8 protein-coding genes are annotated in these 13,049 nt (G+C 75.4%); 5 read left to right on the top strand and 3 right to left on the bottom strand.

The window, feature by feature from the left end:
- Positions 1-243 precede the first annotated feature (243 nt).
- From ACFWWQ_RS15355 to ACFWWQ_RS15345, 3 genes are read left to right on the top strand one after another with little or no spacing between them, the layout of a single operon-like run.
- Positions 244-1,023 (top strand): LamB/YcsF family protein, encoded by a 780-nt coding sequence (locus tag ACFWWQ_RS15355; RefSeq protein ID WP_384595960.1) that lies wholly within the window; start codon positions 244-246, stop codon positions 1,021-1,023.
- Positions 1,020-1,661: a 5-oxoprolinase subunit PxpB gene (pxpB, locus tag ACFWWQ_RS15350; protein ID WP_384595957.1), complete on the top strand. Its 642-nt coding sequence runs from the start codon at positions 1,020-1,022 to the stop codon at positions 1,659-1,661. Before ACFWWQ_RS15355 ends, pxpB begins: the two co-directional genes overlap by 4 nt.
- Positions 1,658-2,527 carry a biotin-dependent carboxyltransferase family protein gene (locus ACFWWQ_RS15345; protein ID WP_384595954.1) on the top strand — a complete coding sequence of 290 codons (870 nt, stop codon included), beginning with the start codon at positions 1,658-1,660 and terminating at the stop codon, positions 2,525-2,527. Before pxpB ends, ACFWWQ_RS15345 begins: the two co-directional genes overlap by 4 nt.
- A 58-nt stretch (positions 2,528-2,585) precedes the next feature.
- Here the strand turns inward: ACFWWQ_RS15345 and ACFWWQ_RS15340 are convergent, their stop codons facing one another.
- Together ACFWWQ_RS15340 and ACFWWQ_RS15335 are read right to left on the bottom strand one after the other, a co-directional pair.
- Entirely contained in the window at positions 2,586-6,308 is a 3,723-nt protein-coding gene (locus ACFWWQ_RS15340; protein ID WP_384595951.1) for a hydantoinase B/oxoprolinase family protein, read from the bottom strand.
- Between the two features lie 282 nt (positions 6,309-6,590).
- The gene (locus tag ACFWWQ_RS15335) at positions 6,591-8,015 is read right to left on the bottom strand and encodes a HEAT repeat domain-containing protein (RefSeq protein WP_384595948.1); all 1,425 of its coding nucleotides are present in this window, start codon (positions 8,013-8,015) and stop codon (positions 6,591-6,593) included.
- Positions 8,016-8,370: 355 nt separating this feature from the next.
- Here ACFWWQ_RS15335 and ACFWWQ_RS15330 point away from each other — a divergent pair, with 355 nt between their 5' ends.
- Positions 8,371-9,825 (top strand): PP2C family protein-serine/threonine phosphatase, encoded by a 1,455-nt coding sequence (locus tag ACFWWQ_RS15330; protein WP_384595945.1) that lies wholly within the window; start codon positions 8,371-8,373, stop codon positions 9,823-9,825.
- A gap of 136 nt (positions 9,826-9,961) precedes the next feature.
- On the opposite strand, the gene ACFWWQ_RS15325 is transcribed toward ACFWWQ_RS15330, so the two are convergent.
- Positions 9,962-11,503 carry a hypothetical protein gene (locus ACFWWQ_RS15325; RefSeq protein WP_384595942.1) on the bottom strand — a complete coding sequence of 514 codons (1,542 nt, stop codon included), beginning with the start codon at positions 11,501-11,503 and terminating at the stop codon, positions 9,962-9,964.
- A gap of 287 nt (positions 11,504-11,790) precedes the next feature.
- Between ACFWWQ_RS15325 and ACFWWQ_RS15320 the strand changes: the two genes are divergently transcribed.
- Positions 11,791-12,921 (top strand): aminoglycoside phosphotransferase family protein, encoded by a 1,131-nt coding sequence (locus ACFWWQ_RS15320; RefSeq protein WP_384595939.1) that lies wholly within the window; start codon positions 11,791-11,793, stop codon positions 12,919-12,921.
- The last annotated feature ends 128 nt before the right edge of the window (positions 12,922-13,049 follow it).

Genomic DNA, 13,049 nt, shown 5'->3' with positions numbered 1-13,049 from the left:
CCCCGCTTCCGCCGTGGCGCCGGCCCGTGCCGGGCGCCGTCTCGATCGTTCTCTCGTCGGAAGTCAATCCCAGAAGCCGGATCGGAACAACACACCTCTTGTCGGATCGTTCAACGATCGATACCTTGGGCGCCGACGCCGGTCGGCCCGTGCGCCCCGGCCCCGGGCCCCACCGGTCCGCCCCGGGCGCCCGCTCCCCGCAGCCGCCGCGCCCCCTGCCACCGAGCCCTGGAGCGGACACCCATGAGCGACCTCGCCGTCCAGCCCGCCGTCATCGATCTCAACGCCGACCTCGGCGAGGGGTTCGGACGCTGGCGGCTCACCGACGACGACGCCCTGCTGTCCGTCGTGACCAGCGCCAACGTCGCCTGCGGCTTCCACGCCGGGGACCCCGGCACGATGCGCCGGGTCTGCGAGCGCGCCGCCGCCGGTGACGTCGTCATCGGCGCCCAGGTCTCCTATCGTGACCTGGCCGGTTTCGGCCGCCGCGCCATGGATGTCCCCGCGGACGAGCTGGCCGACGAAATCTCGTACCAGATAGGCGCGTTGGAGGTCTTCGCCCGCGCCGCCGGGGCCCGCGTCGGCTACGTCAAACCGCACGGCGCGCTCTACAACCGCTGCGTCCACGACGCCGAACAGGCCGCCGCGGTCGTCGCCGGGATCCGCGCCGCGGGCGGGGCGCTGCCGGTTCTGGGCCTGCCCGGCTCCCGGCTGCACGAGGCGGCGCGCGAGGCCCGGCTCCCCACCGTCGACGAGGCGTTCGCCGACCGCGCCTACACCGCCGGGGCCACCCTCGTCCCACGGAGTGAGCCGGGCGCGGTCGTCCAGGACCCCGAGGAGGTTGTCCGGCGCGCGCTCGGCATCGCCCGCGACGCCACCGTCCGCTCCCACGACGGACAGCCGGTCACGGTCCGCGCCCGGTCGCTGTGCCTGCACGGCGACACCCCCGGCGCCGCCGCGCTCGCCCGCCGGGTGAAGGCCGAACTCGGCTCCGCCGGTGTGGTGGTGCGGAGCTTCGTATGAGAGCGCTGCCCGTCGGCGCGCACGGACTCCTCCTCGAACTGGACACCGCCGACGAGGTCGGCGCGCTCCACGCGGAGCTGTTGCGGCGCGCCGCAGCCGGAACCCTGCCGCCTGTCACCGAGATCGTGCCCGCCGCCCGCACCGTCTTCCTCGACGGCCTCGACGCCCCCCGCTGCTTCGCCGCCGACCTGGAGACCTGGGTCATCCCGCAGCTCACCGCCGCCGACCGGCCGGGCGTGGAGATACCGGTGGTCTACGACGGCCCGGACCTCGCCGATGTGGCCGCGCTGTGGGGCACCACCCCCGACGAGGTGGTGCGCCGCCACGCCGCCACCACCTTCCATGTGGCGTTCTGCGGGTTCGCCCCCGGCTTCGGCTATCTCACCGGGCTGCCCGAGGAGTGGCACGTGCCGCGCCGGGCCACCCCGCGCACCCGCGTCCCGGTCGGCGCGGTCGCCCTCGCCGGGCCGTACACCGGCGTCTATCCGCGCTCCTCCCCCGGCGGCTGGCAGCTGATCGGCCGGACCGACGCGGTGCTGTGGGACCCGCGGCGGGAGAACGCCGCCCTGCTCACACCCGGTACCCGGGTGCACTTCGTGCCCCGGGACGGGGCCCGCGACACGGAGACCGCCCGATGACCGATCACGCCTGCCTCGTGGTGCGGGCCGGTGCCCTCACCACCGTCCAGGACCTCGGCCGTCCCGGCCGCGCACACCTGGGCGTACCGCTCTCCGGCGCCCTCGACGCCCCGGCGCACCGCCTCGCCAACCGCCTCGTCGGCAACCCGGAGCCGGCGGCCACCCTGGAGACCACGCTCACCGGGTGCGCCGTACGGATGCGCCGCGCCACCACCGTCGCGGTGACCGGCGCGCCCTGCCCGGTGACCGTCGACGGGCGGCCCGCGCCCTGGGGCGCCCCGGTCCGCGTCCCGGCCGGTGCCGTCCTCGACGCCGGACCCGCCGCCCGGGGGCTGCGCTCGTACGTGGCGTTCGGCGGCGGCGTCGCGACCGAGCCGGTGCTCGGCAGCCGCGCCACCGATCTGCTCTCCGGTCTGGGCGGCGACCCGCTCACCGACGGCGCGGTACTGCCGCTCGGCGCCGCGCCCCCGGCCCCGGCCTGGGCGGACGCGGTCCCGCACCCGGGCCCGCCCGCCGAACTGCTGCTGCCCTACCGGCCCGGGCCCCGCGACGACTGGTTCACCGCGCACGGCCACCGCACCCTGGCCACCGGGCGCTTCCGCGTCTCGGCGGCGAGCAACCGCATCGGGCTGCGCACCGAGGGCCCGCCCCTGGAACGCGCGAAGAACGGCGAACTCCCCAGTGAAGGCATGCCGTTGGGCGCCCTCCAGGTGCCGCCGGACGGGCTGCCGGTCCTCTTCCTCCACGACCATCCGACGACCGGCGGTTACCCGGTGATCGGCGTGGTCCCCGCCCGCCATCTGGCGGCCGCCGCGCAGGCCGTACCGGGCACCCCGATCCGCTTCCTGCCGCTGCGCGGGGCGTGAGGGCGGGCGGTCCGACCGGCGTTCCCCGGGCGGCCGGACCGGCGTGCGCCCCGGGCGCTCACGCCCCGGCCGGGCCGTCCGGTCCACCCGGGCCGTCCGGTCCACCCGGGTCGTCCGGTCCACCCGGGTCGTCCGGTCCACCCGGTCCACCCGAGTCGTCCGGGCCGTCCGGGCCCTCCGGCTCGCCGTACCCGCCCCCGCCCGGCGTCCGCACCACCAGGACGTCGTCCGGTCCCACCTCGGCGGTGTCGCGGCCGCGCAGCTCCTCGGTGGTGCCGTCGGCGCGCAGCAGGACGTTCTCGCCGAGTGCGCCCGGGGCGCCGCCCGCCATGCCGTACGGCGGGACGCGGCGGTGGCCGGTGAGGAGGGCGACGGTCATCGGTTCGAGGAACCGCAGCCGCCGCTCAACGCCGTCGCCGCCGCGGTGCGCCCCGGCGCCGCCGCTGCCGGACCGTACCGCGAAGGCGTCGACGCGCACCGGGTAGCGCCACTCCAGCACCTCGGGGTCGGTGAGCCGGGAGTTGGTCATATGGGTCTGGACGGCGTCGGTGCCGTCGAAGTCCGGGCCCGCGCCGGAGCCGGAGGCGACCGTCTCGTAGTACTGCACCCGGTCGTTGCCGAAGGTCAGGTTGTTCATCGTGCCCGAGCCCTCCGCCTGGACGCCCAGCGCGGCGTAGAGAGCACCCGTGACGGCCTGGGAGGTCTCGACGTTCCCGGCGACCGTCGCCGCCGGGTGGGACGGCGCCAGCATGCAGCCGTCCGGTACGCGCACCTCGACGGGTTTCAGGCAGCCACTGTTGAGCGGGATGTCGTCGGCGACCAGGGTGCGGAAGACGTAGAGCACCGCGGCCATCACCACCGAGCGCGGGGCGTTGTCGTTGCCCGGCTGCTGCGGTGAGGTACCGGTGAAGTCCAGCACCGCGGTACGGGCGGCCCGGTCGACGGTCAACGCCACCTTGATGTGCGCACCGCTGTCGGTGACGTAGTCGCAGTCGCCGTCGGCGAGACGGGGGATGATCCGGCGGACCGACTCCTCGGCATTGTCCTGGACATGCCCCATGTAGGCGCGGACCACGTCCAGGCCGAACTGCTCGGTCATCCGGCGGAGTTCGGTGATGCCCTTCTCGTTGGCGGCGATCTGGGCGCGCAGATCGGCGAGGTTGGCGTCCGGCGCCCGCGAGGGGTACGGGCCGGACGTCAGCAGCGCGCGGGTCTCGTCCTCCCGCAGCCGCCCGTCGCGGACCAGCAGCCAGTTGTCGAAGAGGACACCCTCCTCGTCGACGGTGCGGCTGAACGCGGGCATCGAACCGGGCGTGATCCCGCCGATCTCCGCGTGGTGGCCGCGTGAGGCCACCAGGAAGAGCAGTGCGTCCCCGGCGTCGTCGAAGACCGGCGTGACGACGGTGACGTCCGGCAGATGGGTGCCGCCGTGGTACGGGTCGTTGACCGCGTAGACATCGCCCGGCCGCATGGTGGCTCCGCGCCGCCGCAACACCTCCTTGATCGACTCGCCCATCGAGCCCAGATGTACGGGGATGTGCGGGGCGTTGGCGATGAGGTTGCCGTCCGCGTCGAAGAGCGCGCAGGAGAAGTCGAGGCGTTCCTTGATGTTGACGGAGTGCGCGGTGTGTTCCAGCCGGACGCCCATCTGCTCGGCGATGGCCATGAAGAGGCTGTTGAACACCTCCAGCATCACCGGATCCGCCGCGGTGCCGACGGCCGCCCGCTCCGGACGGGGCTCCGCCCGGCGCAGCACCAGATGCCCGGCGTCGCCGACCGTCGCCCGCCAGCCCGGGGCGACGACCGTGGTCGCATCCTCCTCGGTGACGAGCGCGGGCCCGGTGACGGTCTCCCCGGGCCGCAGCCCGGTGCGCGCATGGAGCGGGGTGTCCCGCCAGGCGCCGCCCGCGTACATCCGGACGGTGGCGGCGGGCGGCATCGCGCCCGCACGGGGACCGGGCGGCTCGGCGCCGGAGCCGGCCCCGCCCGCGGCGCCCGTCGCCTCGACCGTCACCGCCTCGGCGACCAGCGGTTTGTCCATGGTGAAGGCGTAGCGGGCGCGATGCAGGCGGGTGAAGGCGGCGGCCATCTCGTCCGTGGTGGCGAGCGGGACGCCGAGCGTGGTGTCGGTCCCGGCGTAGCGGATCAGCACCCGGGCGCGGGTGGTGACGCTCCCGGCGGGCACGCCCTCGTCGACGAGTTCACGCCGGGCGTGCGCGGCCAGTTCGTCGCAGACGGCCCGTACCCGGTCGGCGGCCGCCTCGCCGTCCAGCTCGGTCTCGACGGCGCGTTCGCGCATCGCGGTGGCGTCCGCGACGCCGATGCCGTACGCGGAGAGCACCCCGGCGAGCGGCGGGATCAGCACCATGTCGATGCCGAGGGCGTCGGCGACGGCGCAGGCGTGCTGGCCACCGGCGCCACCGAAGCTGGTCAGGGCGTAGCGGGTGAGGTCGTGGCCGCGCTGGACGGAGATCTTCTTGACGGCGTTGGCCATGTTGAGGACGGCGATGTCGAGGAATCCGGCGGCAACCTCCTCCGGCCCGCGGTCGTCGCCGGTCTCCCGGGCGGCCCGCGCGGCCAGATCGGCGAAGCGGGTGCGGACCACGTCCGCGTCGAGCGGCCGGTCGCCGTGCTGGCCGAAAACCGCCGGGAAGTGGCCGGGCTGGATCCGGCCGAGCATGACGTTGGCGTCGGTGACGGTGAGCGGGCCGCCGCGGCGGTAGCAGGCGGGCCCGGGGTCGGCGCCCGCGGAGTCGGGGCCGACGCGGTAGCGGCGCCCGTCGAAGTGGAGGACGGAGCCGCCACCGGCGGCGACGGTGTGGATGTTCATCATCGGCGCACGCATCCGCACCCCGGCCACCTCGCTGCCGAGGACCCGCTCGAACTCGCCCGCGTAGTGCGACACATCGGTGGAGGTGCCGCCCATGTCGAAGCCGATGACGCGGTCGTGGCCGGGCCCCGCCTCGGCGGCGGAGCGGACCATGCCGACGACCCCACCGGCCGGACCGGACAGCACCGCGTCCTTCCCCCGGAAGTGCACGGCCCGCCGCAGGCCGCCGTTGGACTGCATGAACATCAGCCGGACGCCCGGGAGTTGCGCGGCCACCTCGTCGACGTAGCGGCGCAGCACCGGCGAGAGATACGCGTCGACGACGGTGGTGTCGCCGCGCGGCACCAGCTTCATCAGCGGGCTGACCTCGTGCGAGCAGCTGATCTGCGCGAACCCGGCGTCGGCGGCGAGCGCGGCGACGGCCTTCTCGTGGGCGGTGTGGCGGTAGCCGTGCAGCAGGACGACGGCGGCGGCGCGCAGCCCGTCGGCGCGGGCCCGGGCCAGCTCACCGCGGAGCGCCGCGGTGTCCAGCGGCCGCACCACCCGGCCGTGCGCGTCCAGCCGCTCGGGCACCTCGATCACCCGGTCGTACAGCGGCTCGGGCAGCACGATGTGCCGGTCGAAGATCCGGGGGCGGTTCTGGTAGGCGATGCGCAGGGCATCGCGGAACCCCTCCGTGACGAGGAGGACGGCCGGCTCACCGGTGCGCTCCAGGAGGGCGTTGGTGGCGACGGTGGTGCCCATCTTGACGACGGCGACCCGCTCGGCGGGCACCGGCTGCCCCGGCGTGAGGCCCAGCATCCGCCGGATGCCCTCGACGGCCGCGTCGCGGTACCGCTCGGGGTGGTGCGAGAGCAGTTTCGCGGTGACCAGACGGCCGTCCGGCCGCCGGCCGATGACGTCCGTGAAGGTGCCCCCGCGATCGATCCAGAACTCCCAGCGTCCGGTCATCCGGCCATTGTGGCAGCGGACGCGGGGCGCGCCAGAGGGCGTCGTGGACGTGGCGGCGGGGCCCGGCCACGAGTACGGGGCCGGTGGGTGCCGGGGCCGGTGGGTGCCGGGGCCGGTGGGTGCCGGGGCCGGATGCACCGGGGCCGTTTGCCGGTCCGGGCACAGCCGCCCGGCCCGGCCTCGGGGTGCGGCCCCCGGCCTCAGGGTGCGGCCCGGCCTCAGGGTGCGGCCCGGCCTCAGGGTGCGGCTTCCGCCGGTCCCCCGCCCGGGCCGCCCGTCCGCTCAGGCCGCGGAGGCGTCCGGCCCGAACCGGCTGCGGACGGCGGTCTGCACCTCGGCCTCCTCGGCCGGATCGGCGGCGAGTCTGCGGAGCTGTTCGACGACCCGGTCGTCGCCGGTCGCGGCGTGCCGGGCGGCCAGCTCCCGGGTGCTCTCCTCGCAGTCCCAGAGGCATTCCACGGCGAACCCGGCGGCGAACCCGGGATCGGTCACGGCGAGCGCGGCGGCGGTCCGTCCGCGCAGCTCGGAGGAGGCGGTCTCGCGGTAGACGTGGCGCAGCACCGGCGCCGCGCAGCCGACGCCGAGCCGCCCGACGCCGTCGACCAGCTCCCACAGCGCACCGGCGTCGGGGCCGTCGACGCGGACCGTACGGCGCAGCGCGGCGAGCACCACCCCGGCGTCGCGGGCGTCGCCGCGGCGGGCGAGGACGGCGGCGGCCGCGGCACCCAGCTCGTCGCCACGGCGGGCCCAGCCGCGGGCGCGGCCGAGGACGGCGTCGGTGGACCGCATCCGGGCGAAGGCGGCGAGCGCGGCGGCGGTGGGCACCTCGCCCGCGGCGGGGTCACCGGCGGTCGCCTCGATGAGGTCGAGGGCGTCCGGATCGCCGCGTTCGGCGAGGTGGTGCAGGACGGCGGCGCGGGCCGCGTCCGGGCCGACCCGGGCGGCGCTCAGCAGCGCGGGACGGTCCTCGGGCCCGGCGACGGCGCCCAGGCAGCGGGCGGCGGCGAGATACCGCTGCTCCCCCGCGCCCGGCGCGCCCTCCTCGGCCCAGCGCAGCACATCGGCGACGCTCCAGCCGGGCCGCGGCCCGCGCGGGCGCAGCTGCCGCTGCCAGCGGTCGAAGGAGCCCTGCTCCCCGGCGGCGGCCAGGCGCTCCGCGTAGCGCGGGTCCTCGGCCCACAGCCGCCAGGGGCGGGGTTCGAAGGCGTCGCGGACGGCGGCGGCCAGCTCGGCGTCGCCCTCGGCGGTGGCGGGGAAGCGGGCGAGCACGGCGGGGGCGAGGGCGGCCAGGCCCGCGTCGTCGTCGCGCAGCGCCAGCTCGTCCAGGGCCCACCGCCAGTTGCTGCCGCTCGCGGCGTATCCGCGCAGCAGCAGGCGGGCGGCGTCCCGGCCGTAGGCGGCGAGGTGGCCGAGGACGGAAAGGGCGAGGCCGGTGCGCTCCTCGGCGGTGTCGACGCCGTCGTCCGGATGGAAGAGGTGCCGTTCGATCGCGTCGAGTCCGCCGTCGAGTTGCATGTAGAGGCGCGCGTAGTAGAGGGAGCGGTTCTCCACCTGCCAGTCGCGGCGGGCATCGCGCAGCACGCAGTCGTCGAGCACCGCGAGCGCCTCGGCCCGCGGCGCCGCGAGGGCGTGCAGGGTCCCGTCGCCGCGGCCTCGCTGGAGGAGGCCGAGCAGGGTGCCACTGGGCGCTATGTCTGGATCGAACATGAGGTCAGCATCCGGTGCGGGGGACTGGCTGGCAACGGGATTTCCGCCGACCGGCATTCTTGCCGGTGACCGCGGACCGTATGCGTCGTTCCCAGCATGGATCGGTGGGCACGGCAGCGCGACGGCGGGCGCAGCCTAGCTTGGAATCTGTCATTCCGCCGATTCGGCCGGTGGCGCCCCACGGAGGCCGGGGGCATATGCCGATCGCAACGCCGTGTCGGGTCATGCCAAATCCCTTACAGACCGTCGCAGCCTGTGCAAGAGTCGTCACCCGGCCCTCATACCAGCCCCCGGGCGCGCTCTGTCGGCCAGGACAGGACCGCCGTGGCCGGCGCCGCCATATCTCGGAGAATCGATGCCGTCCCCCCTCTTCGCGGACCACCCGTCCGCCCAGCCGCCCGCGCGCGACACGGTCGAGGCCCTGATCACCCAGGCCCGTCGGCTGCGCGGCGGCCTCGACGCCGTACGCGAGTCGTCGGCGAACGACGATGCGACCATCGATCCGCAGCTGCGCTGGCAGCGCGCGCTGTGCGACCTCGCCGTCCACCACCTCGACGACGTCGGCGGCCATCTCGACCAGCTCAGAGAGGGCCTGCCCCCGGAGGAGACCGACGGCGCCGCGTACGCCGGGCCGCTCGCGCCGCCCGCGGAGGAGGAGCCGCCGCGCGGTTCGCTGCTGAGCCGGGTGGGCAGCGCGGAGTGGAACCTCCTCACCGACGAGGTCAGCTGGTCCGGGGAGCTGTTCACCATCCTCGGCCGGGAGCCGTCCGACGGCCCGCTGACCCTCGACGAGCTGCCGTCCCTGGTCTTCGCCGAGGACCAGCAGCATCTGGCCACGATGGTCACCGACTGCCTGGTGGACGGCCGCCCCATCGACGGCGAGTTCCGCGTCGTACGCCCCGACGCCCGGGTGCGGACGGTGCACATGACCGGCGAGCCGGTGCTCGACGCGGACGGCTCGACGGCGTGCATGTGGACGGTGCTGCGGGACGTCAGCGAGCTGCGGCGCAGCGAGCGGGCGGTGCGCGAGAGCCGCGATTCGCTACAGCGCAGGCGGCATGCGGCACGGACGGAGCACCGGCTCGCGGTCGAGCTGCAGGAGGCGGTGCTGCCGCCGTGGCGCGGTCCGCTCCGCTTCCCGCAGGGCGGCCCGGTCGCCCTCGATCTGGCCGGGCACTACCTCCCCGCCGCCACCAGCGCCCTGATCGGCGGCGACTGGTTCGACGCCCTCCCCCTCCCCGACACCACCACGCTGTTGAGCGTCGGCGACCTGACGGGGCATGGCGCCAGCGCGACGTCCGGGATGGCGATGGTGCTGGGCGCGCTGCGCGGGATGGCGGTGGCCGGTCACCGCCCGGGGCCGCTGATGGGCTTCCTCAACCAGCTGCTGGACTCCGCCGCGCAGCCCGCGCTGGGCAGCGCCGTCTGCTGCCGGTTCGACCCGGCCACCCGGGAGCTGGAGTGGGCCCAGGCCGGGCACCCCGCGCCGCTGCTGTTCCGCGGCGGCACGGGGCGCGCGCTGGACCCGCCGGAAGGCGTCCTCCTCGGGGCGACCCCGAACGCCACGTACGGTCAGCGCACCGAGCGGCTGACCCCCGGCGATCTCCTGGTGCTGCACACCGACGGTCTGCTGTCGCGCCGTACGCACGGCCCGGACGCGGCCCACGAGGCGGCCGAGCGGCTGCTCGGCCTGGCGCCGCGCTTCACGGCGGCGCGTGACGCCCAGGAGTGCGTCCGGCTCGCCGTCGAGGAGTTCGACGGCGCCGTCCGCGAGGACGATGCGTGTCTGCTGATCGCGCGGGTCAGCTGAGACGACGGTGAACGACCGGCCGGGAGGGCGGGCGTACGGTGACCGGATCCGGCGGCCCGGTCACGCCGCCCTCCCGGCCGTCGGTCTGCTCCGGTGCTCCGGCCCGGTGACACCGGCGTCGTCGTACGGCATCGGCTCAGACCGGGAAGGTGGTGCCGAGCCGGGTGTCGAGCGCCGTCGCCGGGGCGGGCACCTTCGCCTTACTGCGCGGCTTCGGCATCACCTGGTCGATCTCCGCGCGCAACTCCTTGATCCGGTCGTTGCCGGAGTACTGCCCGGTGAGGCGGTACATCTCGCGCAGCCGGTCCCGGGTGCGGTGCGAGGAGTTCTCTCCGATGGCGGCCAGCGCCAACCGGGCGTAGCGGTCGGCCTGTTCGGGGTCGTCGCCGATGAAGCAGGCCGACGCCATCGAGAGGTAGTCGAAGATCTGCGACCGGCGGCGGCTGCTCTCCCGTAGCCGGAGGGCCTGTTTGGCGTGGCTCTGCGCGAGACCGGCGGCCGACGGGTCGTGTTCGGCGAGGGTGCGGTAGGCCAGCGCCTCCATGCCGTGCAGATCGGCCTCGTCGAACATCTGCATCCAACCGGGCGGCGGCACATCGCCCCTGTCGGAGACGAACAGCTCCTCGGCCTCGCCCAGGGTGCGGCGGACGGCGTTGCCGTTGCCCTTGGCCGCGTGGGCCCATGCCTCGATGGTGCGCAGCATGGCGCGGGTGCGGGGCAGCGCCTGTTCGCCGGAGCCGGAGGAGGCCAGCTGCATCAGGTCGAGCGCGTCGTCCGGGCGGCCCAGGTGGACCATCTGGCGGGCGGCGCGGGACAGTGCCTCACCGGCGCGCGGCCGGTCGCCGCCTTCCCGCGCGGCGTGTGCGGCGATGACGAAGTACTTCTGCGCCGTGGGCTCCAGCCCGACGTCGTGGGACATCCACCCGGCCAGCACGGCGAGGTTGGCCGCCACCCCCCAGAGCCTGCGCTGGAGGTGGTCGGGGTGGCGGTAGGCGAGCATGCCGCCGACCTCGTTGAGCTGGCCGACCACGGCCTTGCGCTGGAGCCCGCCGCCGCGGGCGGCGTCCCAGGCGCGGAAGACCTCCACGGAGCGTTCCAGCGCGTCGATCTCCTGGGAGCCGACGGGCGCCGCCTCGTAGCGGTCAAGGCCGATCTGGTCGTAGCGGTGCGACGATTCGAAGCCGGAGGCGGTGAGCGGATCGGGGTGTGCCGCGGCACCGGAGCGCGGTGCCGGGTCGGTGTGCAGCCAGTTGTCCATGGCGCCGGTCAGCGCGGAGCCCGCGGCGAGCGCCGCGCCCGCGCCCACCAGACCGCGTCGGTTGAGCATGAGGTCCATTCCCGTGAATTCCGTGAGGACCGCGGCGGTCCGCTCGGGAGCCCACGGCAGGCCGTCGTCGGACTGCCGTCTCCCCGTACGGCCGCTCCGGGCGAACCCGAGGTCCTCGGTGGTTACGACACGGCCGAGGCGCTCGGTGAACAGCGAGGCCAGCACCTTCGGCACCGGATCTCTGGGGGTCTCCCCCATGTCGATCCAGCGCCGCACCCGCGAGGTGTCGGTCGCCAACTGCGGATGGCCCATGGCCGCCGCCTGCCGGTTGACCAGTCTCGCCAGTTCGCCCTTGGACCATCCGGCCAGTCCGAAAAGGTCCGCGAGACGGGTGTTCGGCTCCCTGCCCACGTCAAGCCCCCAGGTTCCTCGACTGCGTTGACAGTAACCGTCGTTGACATGGGCCGCGAGCATTCGCCAGGGGTTCGCCAGGGTGCGCCACATGGTCTGCCACCCGCGCCCGTGTGTTGTGTAGACGTGCCGCCCCCAGCCCGGTGGCGGGACCGCATTCCCCAGGGTGCGCGCCCTGCTCCAGGGGCACGCCGAACCGGCCTTCTGCACGAGGCCCGTCCGGCGGGCTCCCGCCACCGGGCCGGGAGCGCACCACCCGTCGGCGCACGAAGGGATCTGTCTCACCCATGTACGCAGCATCGTCCGCCGTGACCTCCCCCACCCGGACGTACCGTCACCAGCCCGCGGGCGGCCGACCGTACCCCGACCCGGCTGCCGGCGCGGGGACGGTGCCCGGGCTTGCGGACGGCCGGGGCCGGCGGACGGGCATGGCCGCCCAGCCGCTGAGCGGGCGGCTCGATCTGTCCGGCCCCCAGGGCGCCCCGCTGCGCGCCGCCGTCGCCTCCGTGCACCGCATCTGTCCGGAGTTCCATCCGGTCCAGGTGCTGCGGCGCGGCGGCCGGTCCGTCCTCCTGGTGGGCACGACGGGACGGACCACGGCGGTCGCGAAGTGTTTACTGGACCACTCCCCCGCCTGGGTCGAGCGGTTCCGGCAGGAAATAGTGGCGTACCGGGCGTTCGTCCGGCACCGTCCCCCGGTGCGGGTGCCGCGGCTGGTGGCCGCCGACCCCGACAACTGCACGCTGGTGGTGGAGCGCATGCCGGGCCGCGTCGCCGCCCTCCAGCGCCACCCCTCCGAGGCTCCGGCGCGCGGGGACGTGCGGGCGGCGCTCGGCGCGATCTGCCGGATCAATCTCTGGCGGCCGCCGCCCGGGCTCTTCGACGCGCCGCTGGACTACGGCCGCCGGATCGCGCGCTACCACGAACTGGGGCTGCTGACCGACCGGGACATGGGCGATCTGCGGAAGCTGCTGCGCGGTGTCCCGCACGTCCGGGGCCAGTTCTCGCACGGCGACGCGCTGTTGAACAATGTCCTGCTGTCGCCGATGGGCCCGGTGCTGCTCGACTGGGACAGCGCCGGGTGGTACCTGCCGGGCTACGACCTGGCGACGCTGTGGGCGCAGCTCGGTGAGGCTCCGGCGGCGCGCCGTCAGATCAGTCAGCTGGCCCAGGCGTCGGGCCCGGCGGCGCGGGACGCGTTCCTGGTCAATCTGATGCTGGTTCTGACGCGGGAGATCCAGCGGTACGAGAGCGCGGTGCAGCGCACGATGCGGGAGCCGGTGCCGGAGGGCACTCCGGCCGGGGGAGTGCCCGGCGCCCTGTCCGCGGGCGAGGAACAGCGGCTGTTGCTGCGACGGCTGCACGACGACGCCCAGATGGCCCGGCGGGCGGTACGGGCGGCGGTCGGCACCCGCTGACGACCGGTCGGCCCTGGGGGCGGCGCATCCGGAAGGACGGATGCGCCGCCCCCGCGGCAATGCCCGGGCCGGGGGGGGTGGCGGGGGCCAGGAGCGCCCGGCCCGGGCGCACGGCCCCCCCCCCCCGT

The sequence above is a fragment of the Streptomyces sp. NPDC059080 genome, from assembly GCF_042739975.1.
GTDB lineage: Bacteria > Actinomycetota > Actinomycetes > Streptomycetales > Streptomycetaceae > Streptomyces > Streptomyces benahoarensis.
This window is presented reverse-complemented; position numbering and strand designations above follow the sequence as displayed.